At 70.1% G+C, this 21628-nt stretch carries 21 protein-coding genes; 10 read left to right on the forward strand and 11 right to left on the reverse strand.

Annotated features, from left to right (window positions below; genetic code table 11):
- The first annotated feature begins 30 nt into the window (after positions 1-30).
- The 5 genes from folP to AB0D85_RS42480 all read left to right on the forward strand — a co-directional run bounded on the left by folP (position 31) and on the right by AB0D85_RS42480 (position 3202).
- Entirely contained in the window at positions 31-948 is a 918-nt protein-coding gene (gene folP, locus AB0D85_RS42460) for a dihydropteroate synthase (RefSeq protein WP_362333266.1), read from the forward strand.
- Entirely contained in the window at positions 945-1448 is a 504-nt protein-coding gene (locus AB0D85_RS42465; RefSeq protein ID WP_362333269.1) for a nuclear transport factor 2 family protein, read from the forward strand. Before folP ends, AB0D85_RS42465 begins: the two co-directional genes overlap by 4 nt.
- A 247-nt stretch (positions 1449-1695) precedes the next feature.
- Positions 1696-2055 (forward strand): dihydroneopterin aldolase, encoded by a 360-nt coding sequence (gene folB, locus AB0D85_RS42470; protein ID WP_362333272.1) that lies wholly within the window; start codon positions 1696-1698, stop codon positions 2053-2055.
- On the forward strand, positions 2052-2663 hold the full coding sequence (folK, locus tag AB0D85_RS42475; RefSeq protein WP_362333275.1) for a 2-amino-4-hydroxy-6-hydroxymethyldihydropteridine diphosphokinase: 612 nt from the start codon (positions 2052-2054) through the stop codon (positions 2661-2663). Before folB ends, folK begins: the two co-directional genes overlap by 4 nt.
- 50 nt (positions 2664-2713) lie before the next feature.
- Positions 2714-3202, forward strand: a complete 489-nt coding sequence (locus AB0D85_RS42480; protein WP_362333277.1) for a DUF3180 domain-containing protein — start codon at positions 2714-2716, stop codon at positions 3200-3202.
- Positions 3203-3215: 13 nt separating this feature from the next.
- Here the strand turns inward: AB0D85_RS42480 and folE are convergent, their stop codons facing one another.
- The 6 genes from folE to dacB all read right to left on the reverse strand — a co-directional run bounded on the left by folE (position 3216) and on the right by dacB (position 11065).
- Positions 3216-3821 carry a GTP cyclohydrolase I FolE gene (gene folE / locus AB0D85_RS42485; protein ID WP_362333280.1) on the reverse strand — a complete coding sequence of 202 codons (606 nt, stop codon included), beginning with the start codon at positions 3819-3821 and terminating at the stop codon, positions 3216-3218.
- A gap of 135 nt (positions 3822-3956) precedes the next feature.
- Positions 3957-5996 (reverse strand): ATP-dependent zinc metalloprotease FtsH, encoded by a 2040-nt coding sequence (gene ftsH, locus AB0D85_RS42490; RefSeq protein WP_362333283.1) that lies wholly within the window; start codon positions 5994-5996, stop codon positions 3957-3959.
- Positions 5997-6205: 209 nt separating this feature from the next.
- The gene (gene hpt / locus AB0D85_RS42495; RefSeq protein WP_362333461.1) at positions 6206-6766 is read right to left on the reverse strand and encodes a hypoxanthine phosphoribosyltransferase; all 561 of its coding nucleotides are present in this window, start codon (positions 6764-6766) and stop codon (positions 6206-6208) included.
- 66 nt (positions 6767-6832) lie between these two features.
- Entirely contained in the window at positions 6833-7927 is a 1095-nt protein-coding gene (gene tilS / locus AB0D85_RS42500; protein WP_362333286.1) for a tRNA lysidine(34) synthetase TilS, read from the reverse strand.
- Between the two features lie 192 nt (positions 7928-8119).
- Complete coding sequence (locus AB0D85_RS42505; RefSeq protein ID WP_362333289.1) at positions 8120-9253, reverse strand: zinc-dependent metalloprotease; 1134 nt, start codon at positions 9251-9253, stop codon at positions 8120-8122.
- Between the two features lie 147 nt (positions 9254-9400).
- Positions 9401-11065 (reverse strand): D-alanyl-D-alanine carboxypeptidase/D-alanyl-D-alanine-endopeptidase, encoded by a 1665-nt coding sequence (gene dacB, locus AB0D85_RS42510; protein ID WP_362333292.1) that lies wholly within the window; start codon positions 11063-11065, stop codon positions 9401-9403.
- Between the two features lie 79 nt (positions 11066-11144).
- Here dacB and AB0D85_RS42515 point away from each other — a divergent pair, with 79 nt between their 5' ends.
- Positions 11145-11636 (forward strand): inorganic diphosphatase, encoded by a 492-nt coding sequence (locus AB0D85_RS42515; RefSeq protein WP_046730908.1) that lies wholly within the window; start codon positions 11145-11147, stop codon positions 11634-11636.
- A gap of 129 nt (positions 11637-11765) precedes the next feature.
- Positions 11766-13421, forward strand: a complete 1656-nt coding sequence (locus AB0D85_RS42520; protein ID WP_362333296.1) for a threonine/serine exporter family protein — start codon at positions 11766-11768, stop codon at positions 13419-13421.
- A gap of 78 nt (positions 13422-13499) precedes the next feature.
- Here AB0D85_RS42520 and AB0D85_RS42525 read toward each other — a convergent pair whose 3' ends face one another.
- Entirely contained in the window at positions 13500-14366 is an 867-nt protein-coding gene (locus AB0D85_RS42525) for a VTT domain-containing protein (protein WP_362333464.1), read from the reverse strand.
- 156 nt (positions 14367-14522) lie between these two features.
- Between AB0D85_RS42525 and AB0D85_RS42530 the strand changes: the two genes are divergently transcribed.
- Positions 14523-14888 (forward strand): YbjQ family protein, encoded by a 366-nt coding sequence (locus AB0D85_RS42530; RefSeq protein ID WP_362333299.1) that lies wholly within the window; start codon positions 14523-14525, stop codon positions 14886-14888.
- A gap of 14 nt (positions 14889-14902) precedes the next feature.
- On the opposite strand, the gene AB0D85_RS42535 is transcribed toward AB0D85_RS42530, so the two are convergent.
- Complete coding sequence (locus tag AB0D85_RS42535; RefSeq protein ID WP_362333302.1) at positions 14903-15673, reverse strand: MerR family transcriptional regulator; 771 nt, start codon at positions 15671-15673, stop codon at positions 14903-14905.
- A 113-nt stretch (positions 15674-15786) separates the two neighbouring features.
- Between AB0D85_RS42535 and AB0D85_RS42540 the strand changes: the two genes are divergently transcribed.
- Together AB0D85_RS42540 and AB0D85_RS42545 are read left to right on the forward strand one after the other, a co-directional pair.
- The gene (locus AB0D85_RS42540; protein ID WP_362333305.1) at positions 15787-17073 is read left to right on the forward strand and encodes an ion channel protein; all 1287 of its coding nucleotides are present in this window, start codon (positions 15787-15789) and stop codon (positions 17071-17073) included.
- A gap of 31 nt (positions 17074-17104) precedes the next feature.
- Positions 17105-18514 carry a glutamate decarboxylase gene (locus tag AB0D85_RS42545; RefSeq protein ID WP_362333308.1) on the forward strand — a complete coding sequence of 470 codons (1410 nt, stop codon included), beginning with the start codon at positions 17105-17107 and terminating at the stop codon, positions 18512-18514.
- A gap of 17 nt (positions 18515-18531) precedes the next feature.
- Here the strand turns inward: AB0D85_RS42545 and AB0D85_RS42550 are convergent, their stop codons facing one another.
- The 3 genes from AB0D85_RS42550 to AB0D85_RS42560 form a co-directional block, all read right to left on the reverse strand.
- Positions 18532-19071, reverse strand: coding sequence for a DinB family protein (locus AB0D85_RS42550; protein WP_362333311.1), 540 nt, complete (start codon positions 19069-19071; stop codon positions 18532-18534).
- Between the two features lie 113 nt (positions 19072-19184).
- Positions 19185-20645, reverse strand: coding sequence for an aldehyde dehydrogenase family protein (locus tag AB0D85_RS42555; RefSeq protein ID WP_362333314.1), 1461 nt, complete (start codon positions 20643-20645; stop codon positions 19185-19187).
- Positions 20646-20799: 154 nt separating this feature from the next.
- Positions 20800-21624: a helix-turn-helix transcriptional regulator gene (locus AB0D85_RS42560; protein WP_362333467.1), complete on the reverse strand. Its 825-nt coding sequence runs from the start codon at positions 21622-21624 to the stop codon at positions 20800-20802.
- Positions 21625-21628 lie beyond the last annotated feature (4 nt).

The raw sequence follows: 21628 nt of genomic DNA on the forward strand, positions 1-21628 counted from the left end.
GGTGCTCCGCCCGGGGCCTACGCTGAACGTATGAGCAACCACAGCGGACGTGGCCAGGTGACAGGGCTTCCGGGATGGGACCGGTGCGCGGTCATGGGGGTCGTGAACGTCACCCCCGACTCCTTCTCCGACGGCGGCCGCTGGTTCGACACGACGATCGCCGTCAAGCACGGCCTGGACCTCGTCGCCGAGGGCGCCGACCTGGTCGACGTCGGCGGCGAGTCCACCCGTCCCGGCGCCACCCGCGTCGACGAGGCCGAGGAGCTGCGCCGTGTCATCCCCGTCGTGCGCGGCCTCGCCTCCGAAGGCGTCGTCGTCTCCGTGGACACGATGCGCGCCTCCGTCGCCCGGCAGGCCCTCGCCTCCGGCGCGGCCCTCGTCAACGACGTCAGCGGCGGCCTCGCCGACCCCGACATGATCCCCGTCGTGGCGGAGTCCGGCGCCCCCTTCGTCGTCATGCACTGGCGGGGCTTCCTGGAGGGCGGCAACGTCAAGGGCGTGTACGACGACGTCGTCGCCGAAGTCCTCGACGAGCTGCACGCGCGCGTGGACGCCGTTCTCGCCGGCGGCATCGCCCCCGACCGGATCGTCGTCGACCCCGGCCTCGGCTTCTCCAAGGACTCCGAGCACGACCTGACCCTCCTCTCCCACCTCGACCGGCTGCACGCCCTGGGCCACCCGCTGCTCGTCGCCGCCTCCCGCAAGCGGTTCCTCGGCCGGGTCCTGGCCGGACCCGAGGGGGCGCCCCCGCCGGCCCGGGAGCGCGACGCGGCGACGGCCGCCGTCTCCGCGCTCGCAGCGCACGCCGGCGCATGGGCGGTGCGCGTGCACGAGGTACGCGCCACGGCGGACGCCGTACGGGTCGCACGCGCCATAGAGGGGGCACGTGGAGAAGGCGGCACACCAGGCGCGCGCACCACATCGCACGGCGCAGAAGGAGCCCGGTGAGCGCCCCCCATACCGACGTGGAACAGGTCGAGGCCGCCAACACCGCCTTCTACGAGGCGTTGGAGCGCGGCGACTTCGAGGCGGTGTCCGGCCTCTGGCTCACACCCGCCGACCTGGGCGTCGACGAGGAGTACCACGACCCGGCGGACTCCGGCGTGATCTCCTGCGTGCACCCGGGCTGGCCGGTGCTGACCGGCCGGGGCGAGGTCCTGAGGTCGTACGCGCTGATCATGGCGAACACCGACTACATCCAGTTCTTCCTCACCGATGTGCACGTGTCCGTGACCGGCGACACCGCCCTGGTGACCTGCACGGAGAACATCCTCAGCGGCGGCCCGGCCCCCGCGGGCGGGCAGGAGCTGGGCCCCCTGGTGGGGCAGCTGGTCGTCGCCACGAACGTGTTCATGCGCACCCCGGACGGCTGGAAGCTCTGGTCCCACCACGCCTCCCCCGTGCTGTCCGAGACCGACGAGGACGAGGACGAGGAAACGCCCTCCTGAGCTCGGGCCGCCCCTCGCGGAGCAAGAAGTGGTTGGAATCACGAACTGGCGGGTAGGTCCGGCTACCAGCCCATGAAGCTGCCGGGTTCTCCAGGGGAAACGCGCGATGAACCCTGTCGACCCCGGCGAGGGCCCGCGCCTCGTGACCCGGCTCTGTCAGTGCCCGCAGGTAGATTCGTCTGAGGCCGGTCCATCGCCCGCACGCGGTGCGACCCCGCCGTTACCGACGATTGCAGGAGTGATTCGCGTGGATCGTGTCGCGCTGCGCGGCCTCAAGGCCCGCGGGCACCACGGTGTCTTCCCCAAGGAGCGCGAGGAGGGCCAGACCTTCATCGTGGACCTCGTCCTCGGCCTGGACACCCGGCCCGCGGCGGCCGACGACGACCTCGCGAAGACCGTGCACTACGGCGTCGTGGCCGAGGAGGTCGTGGCCGTGGTCGAGGGGGAGCCGGTGAACCTGATCGAGACGCTCGCCGAGCGGATCGCCCAGGCCTGCCTGAAGCACGAGGGGGTACAAGAGGTCGAGGTCCGCGTCCACAAGCCCGACGCGCCCATCACCGTCCCCTTCGACGACGTCACCGTCACCATCACCCGGAGCCGAGTATGACCGCTTCCTTCACGCGGGGTCCCAGCGACCCGACCGTACAGCCGGTGCCCGCCTCCGTCGTCGAGCAGGTCGACGCCGCCGACACCACCCTGTCCAACCCCAAACGCGCCGTGGTCGCCCTCGGCTCCAACCTCGGCAACCGCCTGGAGACCCTCCAGGGCGCCATCGACGCCCTGGAGGACACCCCCGGCGTCCGCATCAAGGCCGTGTCGCCGGTGTACGAGACGGAGCCGTGGGGCGTCGAGCCCGGCAGCCAGCCGACGTACTACAACGCGGTCGTGGTGCTGAAGACCACCCTCCCGCCGTCCTCCCTGCTGGAGCGGGCGCACGCGGTCGAGGAGGCGTTCAACCGGGTGCGGGACGAGCACTGGGGCCCGCGCACCCTCGACGTCGACATCGTCGCGTACGCCGACGTCATCTCCCACGACCCGCAGCTCACCCTCCCGCACCCGCGGGCCCACGAGCGCGCCTTCGTGCTCGCGCCCTGGTACGACGTCGACCCCGAGGCCCAGCTGCCCGGCCGCGGCGCGGTGGCGGAACTGCTGGCACTGGTCACGCGGCACGGTGTGCAAGCGCGTGCGGACCTGGAACTCCGACTGCCCGAGTAGTCGTTAAGGTCGACACGACCACATCGCTGCGGGGGAGCTGAAGGAACACAGTGAAAGAGCTGCGGATCAGGGTGCTGGCCGGCGTGTTCGTCGTGGCCGGGGTGCTGTCCTGGGCGGCCGCCCGCCTGTGGAACTCGGTGGGGACCCTGCCCAATGTCCCGGTGGCCGCCCCGATCGTGCTGGCTCTGATCGCCGTGGTCCTGCTCTCCACGGCGCTCTCGCTGCGCGCCCGCCTCAAGGCCCAGCGCGAGCGCCGCCCCGGCGCCAAGGGCGTCGACCCGCTGATGGCCGCCCGCGCCGTGGTCTTCGGCCAGGCCAGCGCCCTGGTCGCGGCCCTGGTCGCCGGCATGTACGGCGGCACGGGCGTCTTCCTCCTGGAGCTCCTCGACATCCCCACCCGCCGCGACCAGGCCCTGTACGCCGCCTTCTCGGTCCTGGCCGGCATCGGCGTCATAGCGGCGGCGATGTTCCTGGAGCGGGTGTGCAAGCTCCCGGAGGACGACGACCACAACCACAGCGGGGCCGAACCGGTCGCCTGAGCCCCCTGGGGCGTCAGCGCGCCAGTATCAGGCTCATCGCCTCGGCACGCGTCGTGGCGTCCCTGAGCTGGCCGCGCACCGCCGACGTCGTCGTCTTGGCGCCCGGCTTGCGGATCCCGCGCACCGACATGCACATGTGCTCGGCCTCGACCACGACGATCACACCCCGGGCTTCGAGGATCCGCATCAGCGAGTCCGCGATCTGCGTGGTGAGTCGTTCCTGCACCTGCAGACGCCGAGCGAACACCTCGACCAGGCGGGCGAGCTTCGAGAGACCGGTGATCTTGCCGGTCTCCGCCGGGATGTAGCCGACGTGGGCCACGCCGTGGAACGGCAGCATGTGATGCTCACACAAGGACACGATCTCGATGTCCTTGACCAGGACCATCTCGTCATGGCCGAGGTCGAAGGTCGTCGTCAGGACCTCTTCGGGTTCCTGGTAGTTCCCGGCCAACAGCTCGCGATACGCCCGTGCCACCCGCGCCGGAGTCTCCCGGAGCCCCTCGCGGTCCGGGTCCTCGCCGACCGCGATCAGCAGTTCGCGTACGGCGTTCTCGGCGCGTTTCTCGTCGAACTCGCCGATGGTGCCCTCTCCGTCCAGGGTCACGGGGTCGGTCATCTGGGGTGCCTCGTTCCTTGGGGTGGGCGCATGTGGGCCACACGCCTCATCTGCGGGCATACCGAAATGCCGCGCCCCCCAGGCTAGATCCTGGGGGGCGCGGCATCCATTCCGGGCCCGGTGAGGCCGGTGTGGTCAGCTCTCCGGACGGTCCTCCGGGGCCTTCTCGACCGCCGGGGCGGACTCGGCCGCCGTGGACTTCACGGTGCTGATCGCCGGCGTCGAGCCGTTCGCCCCGTTGGTCAGTGCGAGCTCCTTCGGGGAGAGCACCGGCGGGCGGGTGGACGGCGTACGGCGGGAGGAACCGGTCCACGCGGGCCGCGCGGGCCGCTTGTGGATCGCCGCGAAGATCTCGGCGATCTCCTCCTTGCCCAGGGTCTCCTTCTCCAGGAGCTGGAGCACCAGGTTGTCGAGGACGTCGCGGTTCTCGACCAGGATCTCCCAGGCTTCGTTATGAGCGTTCTCGATGAGTTTCTTTACTTCCTCGTCCACCAGGGCGGCGACCTCTTCCGAGTAGTCGCGCTGGTGAGACATCTCACGTCCGAGGAAGGGCTCGGTGTTGTCGCCACCGAACTTGATCGCGCCGAGACGCTCGGTCATGCCGTACTGCGTGACCATCGCGCGGGCCGTGGTGGTGGCCTTCTCGATGTCGTTGGCGGCACCGGTGGTCGGGTCGTGGAAGACCAGTTCCTCGGCCGCGCGGCCGCCCAGCATGTAGGCGAGCTGGTCGAGCATCTCGTTGCGCGTGGTCGAGTACTTGTCCTCGTCCGGCAGGACCATCGTGTAGCCGAGGGCACGCCCACGGGACAGGATCGTGATCTTGTGGACCGGGTCGGAGTTCGGGGAGGCCGCCGCGACCAGGGCGTGTCCGCCCTCGTGGTACGCGGTGATCTTCTTCTCCTTGTCCGACATGATCCGGGTCCGCTTCTGCGGGCCCGCGACCACACGGTCGATCGCCTCGTCGAGCATCTGGTTGTCGATGAGCTTGCGGTCGCTGCGGGCCGTGAGCAGCGCCGCCTCGTTCAGCACGTTCGACAGGTCCGCGCCGGTGAAGCCCGGCGTGCGGCGGGCGACCGCCGCGAGGTCGACGTCGGGCGCGACCGGCTTGCCCTTCTGGTGGACCTTGAGGATCTCCAGACGGCCCTGCAGGTCCGGCGGGTCGACCGCGATCTGGCGGTCGAAGCGGCCGGGGCGCAGCAGCGCCGGGTCGAGGATGTCGGGCCGGTTCGTCGCGGCGATCAGGATCACGCCGCCCTTGACGTCGAAGCCGTCCATCTCGACGAGCAGCTGGTTCAGGGTCTGCTCGCGCTCGTCGTGACCGCCGCCGAGGCCGGCGCCGCGGTGGCGGCCGACCGCGTCGATCTCGTCGACGAAGACGATCGCCGGGGCGTTCGCCTTGGCCTGCTCGAAGAGGTCGCGGACACGGGAGGCACCGACACCGACGAACATCTCGACGAAGTCGGAACCCGAGATCGAGTAGAACGGCACCCCGGCCTCGCCGGCCACGGCACGCGCGAGGAGCGTCTTGCCGGTACCGGGACGGCCGTAGAGGAGCACGCCCTTGGGGATCTTGGCGCCGACGGCCTGGAACTTCGCCGGCTCCTGGAGGAACTCCTTGATCTCGTGGAGCTCCTCGACGGCCTCGTCACAGCCCGCGACGTCCGCGAAGGTCGTCTTCGGGGTGTCCTTGGTGATGAGCTTCGCCTTGGACTTGCCGAAGTTCATGACCCGGGAGCCGCCGCCCTGCATCTGATTCATCAGGAACAGGAAGACGACCACGATGAGGACGAAGGGGAGCAGGGAGAGCAGGACACCGACGAAAGCGTTCTGCTTGGTCGGCGAGACGGTGTAACCGTCGGGGATCTGCTTGTCCTGGTACTTGGTCTGCAGCGTGTTGGCGATGGTCACGCCCTGGTCGCCGATGTAGCTCGCCTGGATCTTCGAGCTGCCGTCGACCTTCTCGCCGTTCTTGAGCGTGACCTTGATGGTCTGCTCGTCACCGGTGGTCAGCTTCGCCGATGCCACCCTGTTGTCGTTGATCGCCGCCACGACCTGGCCGGTGTCCACCGTCTTGTAGCCGCCGGACGAGCCGACGACCTGCATCAACACGACCACGGCAAGGACGGCCAGCACGATCCACATGACCGGCCCACGGAAGTATCGCTTCACGTCCATCCATACGGAGCGGTGTCGCCCCGTCCCTCCTGCCATAGTGAGTTTGATAAGACAGTTCTTCTGACGGTACCCCAGCTTTGTTACCCAAAGCCGCACGGAGCGGCTCGGACGGCTGGCAATCCCGTCTCTGCATGCTCCAACGGCGCGAAACCCGCTGGGGTTCCCGATCGTCTTACGTAAGTGGACCCTCCGGCGTATCAGCCGGGGGGTCAGCCGCCGTAGACGTGAGGCGCGAGCGTACCGACGAACGGGAGATTGCGGTACTTCTCGGCGTAGTCGAGGCCGTAGCCGACGACGAACTCGTTGGGGATGTCGAAGCCGACCCACTCGACGTCGATGGCCACCTTGGCCGCGTCGGGCTTGCGCAGCAGGGTGCAGATCTTCAGGGACTCGGGCTCGCGGGAGCCGAGGTTGTTGATCAGCCAGGACAGGGTCAGGCCGGAGTCGATGATGTCCTCGACGATCAGGACGTGCTTGCCCTTGATGTCGGTGTCGAGGTCCTTGAGGATCCGCACCACACCGGAGGACTGGGTGCCCGCGCCGTAGGAGGACACGGCCATCCAGTCCATGGTGACGGGGGTGGACAGCGCCCGGGCGAGGTCCGCCATGACCATCACGGCGCCCTTGAGGACGCCGACGATGAGCAGGTCCTTGCCCGCGTACTCCGCGTCGATCTTCGCGGCCAGCTCGACCAGCTTCGCGTCGATCTCTTCCTTGGTGATGAGCACCGCCTGGAGGTCGGCACCCATGTCTTTCGCGTCCACCCGCATCACTTTCGGTCGGTCGTCCCACCGGCCTACCCACCCCTTCGGAGGAGCCCTCCGGGAGGTCGGGATTCAGCCTTGCCGAATCACCAGTCTGCCACCCTGCCGCTGGGCGACGACTTTGCCGGGGAGATTGATGGCTCCCTGACCGCGCCAGCCGGTGATCAGCCGGTCGACTTCCTCGATGTGCCGGGCGAACAGGGAACCGGCCGGCGCGCCCGCCTCGATGGCGGCGCGGCGCAGGATCCGGCGGCGTACGGCGGGCGGCAGGGCGTAGAGCTTGGCGCACTCCAGCAGGCCCGCGGCGTCCCGTACGGAGGCCTCCGCTTGGCTGGCCCAGGTGTCGAGGGCGTCGGCGTCGTCGCGGGAGAGTTGGGCGGTGCGGGCGAGGGCCTCGACGACGCCCTTGCCCAGGGCTTTCTCCAGGGCGGGCAGGCCCTCGTGGCGGAGCCGCGAGCGGGTGTAGGCCGGGTCCGCGTTGTGAGGATCGTCCCAAACGGGCAGGGCCTGGACCATGCAGGCCTTGCGGGCGGTCTGCCGGTCCAGCTGGAGGAAGGGGCGGCGGTAACGGCCGCCGGCCCCCGAGACCGCGGCCATTCCGGACAGGGAGCGGATGCCGGAGCCGCGGGCGAGGCCGAGCAGGACGGTTTCGGCCTGGTCGTCCCTGGTGTGGCCGAGCAGGATCGCGGTGCCGCCGTGCCGTTCGAGGGCGGCGTCCAGGGCGGCGTAGCGGGCGTCGCGGGCGGCCGCCTCGGGTCCGCCGTCGCGGCCGACGGTCACGGTGATCGACTCGACCGGATCGAGGCCCAGGTCGCGCAGCCGCAGGACGACCTCCTCGGCGCGCAGGCCGGAACCGGGCTGCAGGCCGTGGTCGACGGTGATGCCGCCCGCGCGGACGCCGAGCTTGGGGGCTTCGAAGGCGAGGGCGGAGGCGAGCGCCATGGAGTCGGCGCCGCCGGAGCACGCCACGAGCACGAGCGGGGAGGGGGTCCGCTCGTTCGGTGTCTGCTCCGGGATGTCTCCGACGGGGCGCACGAGACGTGCACCGGCGTGCCCGAAAGCGCGTCCACCGGTGGTGCGGCTGTGACGGCTGTGGTCGGTCAGGATGTCGTGCAGGGCGCGGCGGACCGCCAGGCGTATCGCCGCGACCGCAGGATGGGGACCCATGTCCGGTTCCCTTCATGAAGTTTTCGGGGGGTGAGCCCGAGATCGGTCACTCAGAGTGTGTAGATGGTGACAGAAACGGGCCGTTCCCCGAGCATTGCACGCCTACCCATCCCTCACGGTCCCTCGGACGGGTGATTGGAGGGGCGTTCTCCTGCCGTATACCGGATTACGTTCCACCACAGTTCGACCGGTTCACGACTCGGCCTTGCGGTGCACCCGCGCGACCCAGTCCGCCGGTTTGGCGATCTCCGCCTTGGTCGGCAGGGTGTTCGGGGAGGTCCACACCCGGTTGAAGCCGTCCATGCCGACCTGGTCGACGACGGCCCGCACAAAGCGTTCGCCGTCCCGGTACTGGCGGAGTTTGGCGTCCAGGCCGAGCAGCTTGCGCAGGGTCATGTCCAGCCGGGAGGCGCCCTTGGCACGGCGCTGCTGGAACTTCTCGCGGATCTCGGCGACGGTCGGTACGACCGCGGGCCCCACGCCGTCCATGACGAAGTCGGCGTGGCCCTCCAGGAGGGACATGACGGCGGTGAGCCGGCCGAGGATCTCGCGCTGGGCGGGGGTCTGCACCAGTTCGACGAACGACCGTCCGCCGTCGTCCTCCTCGGCCTCGGGGCGGCCTCCGGCGAGGGACTGGGCGGCGTCGCGGATGCGTTCGAGGACGGTCATCGGGTCGACGTCGGTCTCCTGCAGGAACGACTGGATCTCGCCCTCCAGGTGGGCGCGCAGCCAGGGCACCGCCGAGAACTGGGTGCGGTGCGTCTCCTCGTGCAGGCACACCCACAGCCGGAAGTCGTGCGGCTGTACGTCGAGTTCGCGCTCCACGTGGACGATGTTCGGGGCGACGAGCAGCAGTCGGCCGCCGCCGTTCGCGTCCGCCGGGAGGTCGCGGGAGGCGGGGGCGAAGGTCTCGTACTGGCCGAGGACCCGGGAGGACAGGAACGACAGCAGCATGCCGAGTTCCACGCCGGTGACCTTGCCGCCGACCGCGCCGAGGACTGCGCCGCCCGGGGTGCCGGCCCGCCGCTCCTGCATCTTGTCGAGCAGCGGCTTGAGGAGTTCGCGGAACCCGGCGACGTTGGCCTTCACCCAGCCGGGGCGGTCCACCACCAGGACGGGGGTGTCGTGGATGTCGCCGGTCCCCATCCGGGTGAAGGCCCGGACGTGCTCCTCCGAGGCCTTCGCGTGCCGCCGCAGCTCCGCGACGATGACCCGGGCCTCGTCACGGCTCACCTCGGGGCCCGGCCGCACGAGCCGCGTCGCGGTCGCCACCGCGAGATTCCAGTCGACCATCCCAGAAGAAGCAGCGCCACCGATGCTCGTCATGCGTCAACCGTACGTGAGCGGTGTCCCTTCGGGCAGGCCGTGGAGGTTGGTGGGGTTCGCGTGACGTGTGTCGTGGAGCGGGGTCGGGGGTGCTCGCGTCGGCAGGACCGGGCGCCGCTCGGGCCGCGCCCGGTGCCGTACCGCGGGTTACAGCCCCGCCAGCGCGGTGGCCGTCCGGTCCAGTGCCTCCTGGGCCTCCTCCGGGCTCGTCGTGTCCGACGCGAGGAAGGCGAAGGCCAGCAGGCGGCCGTCCTTGTCGACGACCGTGCCCGCCAGGGTGTTGACGCCGGTCAGGGTGCCGGTCTTCGCGCGTACGACGCCTGCCGCGCCGTCCGTGTAACGGCTGGTCAGGGTGCCCGTGAAGCCGGCCACGGGGAGGCCGGTGAGGACCGGGCGCAGGCCCGGCCGGTCCGTGTCGGCGGCCTTGACGAGGAGGGCGGTGAGGAGGTTCGCCGTGAGCCGGTCGTCGCGGTTGAGGCCGCTGCCGTCGTGGAAGGAGGCGCCGGTCATCGGCAGGCCCAGCCCGGCCAGCCGGGCGCCGATCGCGGCCGCTCCCCCGTCGAAGCTCCCCGGGCGGCCGCTCGCCAGTGCCGTCTGGCGGGCCAGGGCCTCGGCGATGTCGTTGTCGCTGTTGGTCAGCATGCGTTCGACGATCGAGGACAGCGGCGGCGAGGAGACGGTGGCGAGCGTGGCGGCCCGGCTGCTCGCCTTGGAGGTGCCGGGGGACGAGGTCTTGATGCCGGCGTCCGCCAGGAAGCGGGCGAACTTCGCCGCCGCGTCGGCCGCCGGGTCGCTCACCCGGGCCGCCGGGCCGTTGCTGGAGTCGTCGGTGCGGCCCTCGTCGGCCATGAGGGGGCTCACGCGCGCGAGGTTGTCGTTGACGCCGATGGGGTGCAGGTCGGGGCCGGTGTAGAGCGTGGTGTCGTACGAGAGCGTGATCTGTTTGACGCCCCGCGCGGTCAGCGACTTGGCGGTCGCGGTGGCGAGGGTGCGCAGACTGGCCCAGCCCTGCGCGTCCTTGCGGGCGGTCAGGGTGGGGTCGCCGGCGCCGATCAGGACGACCTCCCTGGTGCCGGGTTCCAGGGCCACGCGCGTGGTGAAGCGGTGGTCGGGGCCGAGGGCGGAGAGGGCGGCGACGGCGGTGGCGATCTTGGTGGTGGAGGCGGGGGTGAGGGCCGTGTCGGCGCCGGTGCCGTAGAGGCGCTTGCCGGTGGCCACGTCGACCACGACACCGGCGTGGGTGCCGCCGAGCGCCGGAACGTCCAGAAGGGGCCCCAGGGCGTCCGTGAGGGCCGTTGCGGAGATCCCTGCGGGCTTTCCGGCGGGGGCCGACTTCACGGTGTTCACGGCGGCGCCCAGGCCCGTCAGGACGGATCCGGCGCTGGGGGCGGGGCTGGGCTCGCCGTCGGCTGTGACGGAGTCCGCACCGGAGCCGTGATCTGCACCACCCGTCCGTTCCAGGGCGGCTGCCCGGTCCCGCTCGGCCGTACGCTGACCGTTGGCGTCCCAGGGGCCCGCCGCGGTCACCACACCGGCGGCCAGCGCGAGCCCCGCCGTGGCGGCGCCCGCGGTGTACTGCCAGGTCCTGAGGGTCCGAGGACGGGGGACACGAGAGGGGCGCACCAGGGTGACCAGCCGGGGTCCCGTCGCGCGCGTGACGCGTGCGAGCTGCGGTCCCACCGCCCGACTCAACCGCGTGACCTGCGGTTTCACAGCGGTCGCCAGGCGGGCCAGACGGGGTCGCACGGCACCCGCGATCTCCCGCACACGCGGTTTCGCGGCCTGCCAAGGCCTCAGCTCTGGCACGACCACCAGCCCCTTTCGCGATCACACACCTGCGTGAGGGACACTTAACCACCAGAACTATGTGTTGATCATGGAGGAGCCACCGGTGGAGTTCGACGTCACGATCGAGATCCCGAAGGGTTCGCGGAACAAGTACGAGGTGGACCACGAGACCGGTCGGATCCGCCTGGACCGTCGTCTCTTCACCTCGACCGCCTACCCGACCGACTACGGCTTCGTCGAGAACACCCTCGGCGAGGACGGCGACCCGCTGGACGCGCTGGTCATCCTGGACGAGCCCACCTTCCCGGGCTGTCTCATCAAGTGCCGCGCGATCGGCATGTTCCGGATGACCGACGAGGCCGGCGGCGACGACAAGCTGCTGTGCGTTCCGGCGACGGACCCGCGCGTGGAGCACCTGCGCGACATCCACCACGTGTCGGAGTTCGACCGCCTGGAGATCCAGCACTTCTTCGAGGTCTACAAGGACCTGGAGCCCGGCAAGTCCGTCGAGGGCGCCAACTGGGTCGGCCGCACCGACGCCGAGGTCGAGATCGAGCGGTCGTACAAGCGCTTCAAGGAGCAGGGCGGTCACTGAGACCAGCCCGGCAGGACGTAACCGGGAAACGGGCCGCACGCACGCGTGGGGCCCGTTTTTCGTGTCCGCCGCGCGGCCATGCGCATACTGAGGCTTACGTAAGGAAGTCGTTCAGGGAGCGTTACGACGGTGACGGAGGCGGAGGACCGCAAGCCCCGGTCGGACGAGGCACGCTACGACCCGGAGATCACGTCCGAGTTCGCCGTCCCGGCGGGCATCGCGGTCCCCGAGGCCGCCGCCGAGCCGGAGACGACGTCCGAGTTCGCCGTGCCGGACGGCCTCCAGGCGCCGCCGCCGGCCGGCGGCGAGCCGGAGGGATCGGCGTTCAGCACGCCGAGCACCTACAGCGCCCAAGAAGCCCCGTCGGCCTTCACCCCCGCCTCGGGGTTCCCCACGGTCAGCCTGGTCAAGGACGCGCCCTGGCAGGACCGGATGCGCACGATGCTGCGCATGCCGGTGGCCGAGCGGCCCGCACCGGAGCCGGTGCAGAAGGCGGAGGAGGGCGGTCCCGCCGTCCCGCGCGTGCTCGACCTGACCCTGCGTATCGGAGAGTTGCTGCTGGCGGGCGGCGAGGGCGCGGAGGACGTGGAGGCCGCGATGTTCGCGGTCTGCCGGTCCTACGGCCTCGACCGGTGCGAGCCGAACGTCACCTTCACACTGCTGGCGATCTCCTACCAGCCGTCGCTCGTCGACGACCCCGTGACCGCGTCCCGCACGGTACGGCGGCGCGGGACCGACTACACGCGCCTCGCGGCCGTCTTCCGGCTCGTGGACGATCTCACCGACCCCGAGACCCATGTCTCCCTGGAGGAGGCCTACCGGCGGCTCGCGGAGATCCGCCGCAACCGGCACCCCTACCCCGGCTGGGCGCTGACCGCCGCGAGCGGGCTGCTCGCCGGGGCCGCCTCCGTGCTGGTCGGCGGTGACTTCCTGGTGTTCGTGGCGGCCGCGGTCGGCGCGATGCTCGGCGACCGGCTGGCGTGGCTGTGCGCGGGGCGGGGACTGCCGGAGTTCTACCAGTTCATGATCGCCGCGATGCCGCCGGCCGCGATGGGGGTCGGGTTCGCGCTCGCCCACGTCGATGTCGCCGCGTCCGCGGTCGTCACCGGCGGACTGTTCGCGCTGCTGCCCGGGCGGGCGCTCGTCGCGGGCGTCCAGGACGGGCTGACCGGCTTCTACATCACCGCGTCCGCGCGGCTGCTCGAGGTCATGTACTTCTTCGTCGGCATCGTCATCGGAGTGCTGACGATCCTGTACTTCGGCGTGAAGTTCGGCGGGCGGCTCAATCCAGACGTGGCGCTCGGCGTCTCCGAGCGGCCGCTGCTGCAGATCGGCGCGTCGATGGTGCTGTCGCTGACCTTCGCGGTACTGCTGCAGCAGGAACGATCCACCGTGCTGGCCGTGACCCTCAACGGAGGTGTGGCGTGGTCGGTCTACGGTGCGATGCACTACGCGGGGGGTATCTCACCGGTGGCCTCCACGGCCGTCGCGGCGGGCCTGGTGGGCTTGTTCGGGCAGCTGCTGTCCCGGTACCGGTTCGCTTCCGCGCTGCCGTACACGACGGCGGCGATCGGGCCGCTGCTGCCCGGGTCGGCGACGTACTTCGGGCTGTTGTCGATGGCTCAGAACGAGGTCGACAAGGGTCTGGTGTCGCTGGCCAAGGCGGCGTCCCTGGCCATGGCGATCGCCATCGGGGTCAATCTGGGGTCGGAGATCTCCCGGTTGACCCTGCGGGTGGGGTCGGCGGGGAAGCGGAGGGCTGCGAAGCGGACCAGGGGGTTCTGAGCGCCCCCTGGGCAGAGGCCTCGGCCGGGACGGCGGGTGCGGGTGCGTTGTGGCTTGTCGCGCAGTTCCTCGCGCCCCTTAGGGGCGGTACTGCTGTTCCTCGTTGTACGGGTACTGCTGGCCGTAGTAGCCGTTCTGGTCGTAGTAGGGCTGCTGCTGCCCATTGCTGTAACCGCCGTACTGCTGCTGCGGCTGGGGCTGCTGGGTGTACTGCTGCTGCTCGTACGCCGGCTCGATCCTGCGCAGTTGTGTCGTCGCGTCGTCCATCACCGGGGGCGCCGGGTGCGTCGGGTACTGCTGCTGAACCGGTTCCTCCGCCGCCGCCTTCTTGTTCTTCGAGCGGGCCCGCAGGAACTCGATGACGATCGGGATCACCGAGACGAAGACGATCAGGATCAGGATCGCCTCGATGTTGTTCTTGACGAAGTCGATCTTGCCGAGCCAGGAGCCGAGCAGGGTGACGCCGGCGCCCCAGAGGACACCGCCGATGACGTTGAACGTCAGGAACGAGCGGTACTTCATGCCGCTGACGCCGGCGATGATCGGCGTGAACGTGCGGATCACGGGCACGAAGCGGGCCAGGATCAGGGACTTCGGGCCGTGCTTCTCGAAGAACTCGTGCGCCTTGGCGACGTTCTCCTGCTTGAAGAGGCGGGAGTCCGGGCGGTTGAAGAGCGTCGGACCGACCTTCTTGCCGAACATGTAGCCCGCCTGGTCGCCGAGGACCGCGGCGACGCAGATCAGGGCGACGGCGCCCGCCAGCGGGAAGTCCAGCTGGTTCGTGGTGATCAGCAGGCCGCAGGTGAACAGCAGCGAGTCGCCCGGGAGGAAGAAGCCGATCAGGAGGCCGGACTCGGCGAAGACGACCAGGAGCAGGCCCCAGATGCCGAACTGGTCGAGCAGGGTGTTCGGATCCATCCAGCTCGGGCCGAGGGCGAGCGTCATCGCGGTTCCGGTCGTCACGGTTCCGGGCTCCTGAGGGGTGAGGGCACTACGGGTTCCTTGTGCGGGCGCACAAAACTATCAACGCAATGTGTCCGCCCCAGGTTCCACCGGTGGATCCAGGATGCACTGTGCCCGGCCTGGGGAAAGCCTGTGGACATGGGTATCGAAGAGTACGGCGGCGGCCAGGCACCCCAGTCCGATGTGCTGGTCGTCACCACGAACGACGTTCCCGGGTACCGGGTGCGGGAGGTCATCGGCGAGGTCTTCGGGCTGACCGTGCGCTCCCGGCACCTGGGCAGTCAGATCGGCGCGGGCCTGAAGTCGATGATCGGCGGTGAGCTGAAGGGGCTGACGAAAACGCTCGTGCAGACCCGCAACCAGGCCATGGAGCGGCTGGTGGAGCAGGCACGCGCGCGTGGTGCCAATGCCGTGCTGGCCTTCCGGTTCGACGTGACCGAGGCGGCGGACGCGGGGACCGAGGTGTGCGCGTACGGCACGGCCGTCATCCTCGACAAGGAGTAGTCACGAAGGAGCGGTCACGCGGTGTGCCGCGCGGCGTTCGCGTCGATCGCCTCCTTCAGGTGCTCGGCCAGTCCCGGTGCCATCGAGTCGTAGAACGCCTTGAAGCGCTCGTCGGCGACGTACATCTCCCCGAGGCAGCGGTGCATGTCGTACGGGCAGTCGTAGAACCATGTCGTGATGTGCCGGCGGTGTTCCTCGGCCAGGTCCATGGCCCGTTCGCCGGTCGGCGGCTCGGCCTCGGCCACCAGGGCGGCGTAACGTCCGCTCCAGTCGTCGACCTCGGCCTTCATGCGCTGCCAGTCGGCCTTGCTGTAGCGGGCCGCGCGGCGCTGCGACTCGGCGTAGGCCTCGGTGCCGCCCCAGCGCTGCTCCGCCTCCTCGGCGTACCGGTCCGGGTCCTTGTCGCCGAAGACCTCGAAGCGTTCCTCGGGCGTGAGGTTGATGCCCATTCTGCGTGCCTCCATGGCGTGCTCCACGGCCTCGGCCATCTTCTGCAGCTTCTCGATCCGGGCGGTCAGCAGCTCGTGCTGACGGCGCAGGTGTGCGCGCGGGTCCGCCTCCGGGTCGTCGAGCAGGGCCGCGACCTCGTCGAGCGGGAAGCCGAGCTCCCGGTAGAACAGGATCCGCTGGAGCCGGTCGAGGTCGGCGTCGCCGTAGCGCCGGTGCCCCGCGGTGCTGCGTTCGCCCGGGACCAGCAGGCCGATCTCGTCGTAGTGGTGCAGGGTGCGCACGGTCACGCCGGCGAATCCGGCGACCTGTCCTACGGAATAGCTGGTGTAGCTCACTTCCGCTCCTTTCCGCGCTCCACCCTGGGTCCTCCCGCCACGTGAGGTGCAAGCCCGTTCCGCTCGGAATACTTCGGGATGTTGTGTCGGTTGTGCCCGCTTATGGTGAGCCCGTGGCCCAGGACACCGCGCAGCAGGCGCTCCCCACCCCGCCCGCGGCCCCCGCGCGTGCCCTGCTGCCGCTGATCCTGCCCTCCCTCGTCGTCGGCGTCGGCAGCAGCCTGCTGTTCGTGCTGGTGAGCTCGCTGGCCGAGCGGCTGCAGCACGTGCTGTGGAACGACCTGCCGGACGCGCTGGGCATCGGGCGGTACTCGGTGCTGTGGATGCTGGTCATGCTGACGGCCACCGGGATCGCGGTGGGCCTGGTGGTGTGGAAGGTGCCCGGGCACGCGGGGCCCGATCCGGCCACCCTGGGCCTGGAGGCGGTGGCGCTGCCGCCGGCCGTGCTGCCGGGGCTGGTGCTGGCGACCGTGCTGATGCTGGCGGGCGGGCCGAGCCTCGGTCCGGAGAACCCTCTCATCGCCGTCAACGTCGGGCTCGCGCTGTGGCTGGGGCGCCGCGCGATGCCGCGGCTGCCGGGCTCGCTGTGGCCGGCGCTGGCCGACGCGGCGACGCTCGGCGCGCTGTTCGGCACGCCGGTGGCGGCGGCCCTGGTGATCTCCGAGGCGCTGGCCGGGAAACCCCTGAAGGGGGCGCTGTGGGACAACCTCTTCGGTCCGCTGACGGCCGCCGCCGCGGGCTCGATGACGACCGCCCTGGTGGCCCGTCCGACCCTCGACCTGGGGCTGCCCGTGCTCACGTCGACACGCTGGCCCGATCTGCTGGCGGCCCTGGTGATCGCCCCCGTGGCCGCGCTGCTGGGCATGTGCGCGGTCCTCGCCTTCCCGTACGTCCACGGCGCCTTCCGGCACCTCGGGCACCCCATGCTGGCCCTTCCGGCCGGCGGGGTCGTCCTCGGCCTGCTGGGGGCGCTCGGCGGCCAACTGACGCTCTTCAAGGGGCTGGACGAGGTCGCGGAGCTGGCGAAGGACCCGGAGGGCTGGACGGCCGGGCAGTACGCCGTGATGACGGTCGTCAAACTGGCCGCGCTGCTGGTGGCCGCCGCCTGCGGTTTCCGCGGTGGCCGGATCTTTCCCTCGGTTTTCATCGGCGCCGCCCTCGGGCTGTGCGCCCACGCCCTGGTGCCCGCCGTCCAGCCCTCGGTGGGCGTGGCGGCGGGTGTACTGGGCATGCTGTTGGCCGTCACCCGCCAGGGCTGGGTGAGCCTGTTCACGGCCGCGGCGCTCGTGGCCTCGCCGGTGATCCTCGCCCTGATGTGCGTCGCGTCGCTCCCGGCCTGGCTGCTGGTGACCGGTCGGCCGAAGATGCAGTTGCGGGCGGACGGTACGGCCCTGCGCTGACCCTTGTGACATCTCCCAGGAGGCACCCTTCATGCCGCTCCACAAAGGTTCCGAGAAGCACCGCGAACGACCGATGTCCGTCAACCCGTTCTTCGGTGAGGCGAATCCGGTCGGCGGCATGGCCGAGGCCCCGCCCACGCACCGGCTGCCGGACACCCCGCTGCCGCCCTCGACCGCGTACCAGCTGGTCCATGACGAGCTGATGCTGGACGGCAACGCCCGGCTGAATCTGGCCACCTTCGTCACCACCTGGATGGAGCCGCAGGCCGGGCTCCTGATGTCCGAGTGCACGGACAAGAACATGATCGACAAGGACGAGTACCCGCGCACCGCCGAGCTGGAGCGGCGCTGTGTGGTGATGCTCGCCGACCTGTGGAACGCGCCGGACCCGGCCGCCGCCATCGGCTGTTCGACGACCGGCTCCAGCGAGGCCTGCATGCTGGCCGGGATGGCGCTGAAGCGCCGCTGGGCACAGCGCAACGCCGACCGCTATCCGGGCAGCGCGCGCCCGAACCTGATCATGGGCATCAACGTCCAGGTCTGCTGGGAGAAGTTCTGCAACTTCTGGGAGGTGGAGGCCCGGTACGTCCCCATGGAGGGCGACCGCTACCACCTGGACCCGCAGGCCGCCGCCGACCTGTGCGACGAGAACACCATCGGGGTCGTCGGCATCCTCGGCTCCACCTTCGACGGGTCGTACGAGCCGATCGCCGACCTCTGCGCCGCCCTGGACGCGCTCCAGGAGCGCACCGGCATCGATGTCCCGGTCCATGTGGACGGCGCCTCGGGCGGGATGATCGCGCCCTTCCTCGACGAGGACCTGGTGTGGGACTTCCGCCTCCCGCGCGTGTCCTCGATCAACACCTCGGGGCACAAGTACGGCCTGGTCTACCCGGGCGTCGGCTGGGCGCTGTGGCGGGACAAGGAGGCGCTGCCCGAGGAGCTCGTCTTCCGGGTCAACTACCTGGGCGGCGACATGCCCACCTTCGCCCTCAACTTCTCCCGCCCCGGCGCCCAGGTGGTCGCGCAGTACTACACCTTCCTGCGCCTCGGCCGGGACGGCTACCGCGCGGTGCAGCAGTGCTCGCGGGACGTGGCCACCGAGCTCGCCGAACGCATCGCGGCGCTCGGCGACTTCCGGCTGCTGACCAGGGGCGACGAGCTGCCCGTGTTCGCCTTCACCACCGCCGACCACGTGACGTCGTACGACGTCTTCGACGTCTCCCGGCGGCTGCGCGAGAACGGCTGGCTGGTGCCGGCGTACACCTTCCCGGCGAACCGGGAGGACCTGTCCGTGCTGCGGGTGGTGTGCCGCAACGGCTTCTCGAAGGACCTGGCCGAGCTGTTCATCGAGGACCTGACCCGGCTGCTGCCCGAACTGCGCCGCCAGCCGCATCCGCTGACCAGGGACAAGGAGGCGGCGACGGGCTTCCACCACTAGCAGTGGCCGAGGAGCGGCTAGGAGGCGGTCCGCTCCAGGTCCACCAGCTCGAAGGCCGTCCTGCCGTCCAGGGACTCGCGGATGATGTCGGCGTGGCCCGCGTGCCGGGCGGTCTCGCGGATCAGGTGGAGGCAGACCCAGCGCATGGAGACGCTGCCCTTCGGGAACCAGGGGGCCTCCGGGAGCGGGAAGGTGTCGTCGAGGCTGGGGACGGAGCGGACGAACTTCTCCGTCTCGGCGGCGACCTGCTCCCAGTAGGCGAGTTGGGAGGCCACCGTCTCGTCGCCGACCAGCTGGAAGGTCTCGTGCCAGTTCGACTGGTCGCGCTCGATGGCCGGCGGTTCCTGCCTGGCGCGGGCGATCCAGCTCTGCTCGACCTCGGCGGCATGCTTGAGCAGGCCGGACAGGGACAGCTCGCTCGCGCTGGGCTTGGTCGCCGCCTGCTCGTCCGTCAGGCCGAGCAGCGCCCGGCGGATACCGCCGCGCTGTTCCTCGATGAAGGAGAGCAGTGCTCCGCGCTCGTCGCCCTGCTCTTCCGCGGGAACGTGAGTGACCATGACGGGCCGCCTTTCGTCGGATCGCGTCGGGGTCTCTCCCCCGACACCGACGAAGCTACGGGCCCTTTAGGACAGATCGCGTCCTAAAGGGCCCGGGGCGAGCGAGGTTCCGGTCAGAACGGGAAGCCGCTGCGGCCGTGCTGTACCGAGATCCACTTCAGGGTGGTGAAGGCCTCCAGGGTCGTCTCGCCGTTCAGACGGCCGATGCCGGAGTGCTTCTCGCCGCCGAAGGGGACGAGGGGCTCGTCGTGGACGGTGCCGTCGTTGACGTGGAACATGCCGGTGTCGATCTGCTTGGCGAAGGCCACGCCCCGCTCGACGTCCCCGGTGTGCACCGCGCCGCTGAGGCCGTACGGGGTGTCGTTGACGATGCGTACGGCCTCCTCCTCGCCGTCGAACGGGATGAGGAAGGCGACCGGCCCGAAGACCTCCTGGCGGAGCAGGGCGGAGTCGGCGGGCACGCCGGTGAGGACGGACGGCTCGACCAGGTTGTCGGTGGTCGCGCCGTGCACCAGGGCCGTGGCGCCCTCCGCGATGGCCTGCTCGACGGTGGCCGAAAGGGACTCCGCCTGCTGGGAGTTGATCACCGGGCCGATGATGGTCCCCGGGTCGCGCGGGTCGCCGGACTTGAGGGTCCTCACCTTGGCGACGAACTTCTCGGTGAACGCGTCGGCGATCGAACGGTCGACCAGCACCCGGTTGGCGGCCATGCAGACCTGGCCCTGGTGGACGTACCGGCTGAAGACCGCCGCGTCGACCGCGTAGTCGATGTCGGCGTCGTCGAGGACCACGATCGCGCTGTTGCCGCCCAGTTCGAGCACCGAGCGCTTGAAGAGCGAGGCACAGACGGTGGCCACGTGCCGGCCGACCTTGTCGGAGCCGGTGAAGGAGATGACCTTGGGGATCGGGTGCTCGATGAAGGCGTCGCCGATCTCCGCGATGTCGGTGACGACCACGTTGAGCAGTCCGCCCGGCAGGCCCGCGTCCTCGAAGATCTTCGCGACCAGGGTGCCGCCGACGATCGGGGTGTTCTGGTGCGGCTTGAGGACCACGCCGTTGCCGAGCGCGAGGGCGGGGGCGACGGACTTGATCGACAGCAGGAAGGGGAAGTTGAAGGGGCTGATCACGCCCACGACACCGACCGGCTCGCGGTAGACGCGGTTCTCCTTGCCGTCCACCGGCGAGGGCAGGATCTTGCCCTCGGGGCGCAGCGCCCACTGGATCGACTCGCGCAGGAACTCCTTGGCGAGGTGCAGTTCGAAACCGGCCTTGAGATGGGTGCCGCCGAGCTCGGCGATGATCGCCTCGGTGATCTCCGCCTCGCGCTCCTCGATGAGGCGCAGGGCCTTCTCGAAGACGGCACGACGGGCGTAGGGGTTGGTGGCGGCCCACTGCTTCTGGGCGCGCGCGGCGGCCTGGTAGGCCTGATCTATCTCCTCGACCGCGGCTATGGTGATCGACGCCAGCTTCTCGCCGTCGTACGGGTTGAAGTCGATGATGTCCCAGGAACCGGTCCCCGGGCGCCACTCACCGTCGATGTACTGCTGGGCCAGGTCGGTGAAATAGGACGACATGTGATCCCTCGATCCCCTGCTGCGACGGCGGTCGGTGCGGACACCCGGTCCACATCCACATCACGTTCTGATCACGCGTCATCGTACTTGCGTCACAGGGGAGTTGGGGCACCTGTTCGATGATCTGGGGAAAACCCCAGGTGCATCGATATATCTACGACAGCTGCAACAGCCCGCGCAGCAGGTCTCGGCTCTCGTCCGGACCCGGGCTGTCCTGCTGGAGTTCCTTCAGCGCCTGCTCGTACTGGGCGACGTCCTCGCGCTTGTCGAGGTACAGGGCGCTGGTGAGCTGTTCCAGGTAGACCACGTCGGAGAGGTCGGACTCGGGGAAGCTCAGGACCGTGAAGGAGCCGCCCTCCCCGGAGTGCCCGCCGAAGCTGAACGGCATGATCTGCAGCCGTACGTTGGACCGCTCGGAGATCTCGACGAGGTGCTGCAGCTGACCGCGCATCACCTCGCGGTCGCCGTAGGGCCGGCGCAGGGCGGCCTCGTCGAGGACGATGTGGAAGTCGGGTGCGTTTTCGGACACCAGGTACTTCTGCCGCTCCATGCGCAGGGTGACCCGGCGTTCGACATCCGCCTCACTGGCACCCTTCATACCGCGGCGCACCACCGCTCGCGCGTAGTCCTCGGTCTGGAGGAGGCCGTGGACGAACTGCACCTCGTACGCCCGGATCAGATGCGCCGCACCCTCCAGGCCGACATAGGTGGGGAACCAGGTCGGCAGGACGTCGGAGTAACTGTGCCACCAGCCCGCCACGTTGGCCTCGCGGGCGAGGGAGAGGAGCTGCTCGCGCTCGGCCTCGTCGGTGATGCCGTACAGCGTCAGCAGGTCTTCCACGTCCCTGGTCTTGAAGCTCACCCGGCCCAGCTCCATACGGCTGATCTTCGATTCGGAGGCGCGGATCGAGTACCCCGCAGCCTCGCGGGTGATCCCCCGGGCCTCGCGCAGCCGCCTGAGTTGCGAGCCGAGCAGCATCCGC

The organism is Streptomyces sp. NPDC048277 (assembly GCF_040652235.1).
GTDB lineage: Bacteria > Actinomycetota > Actinomycetes > Streptomycetales > Streptomycetaceae > Streptomyces.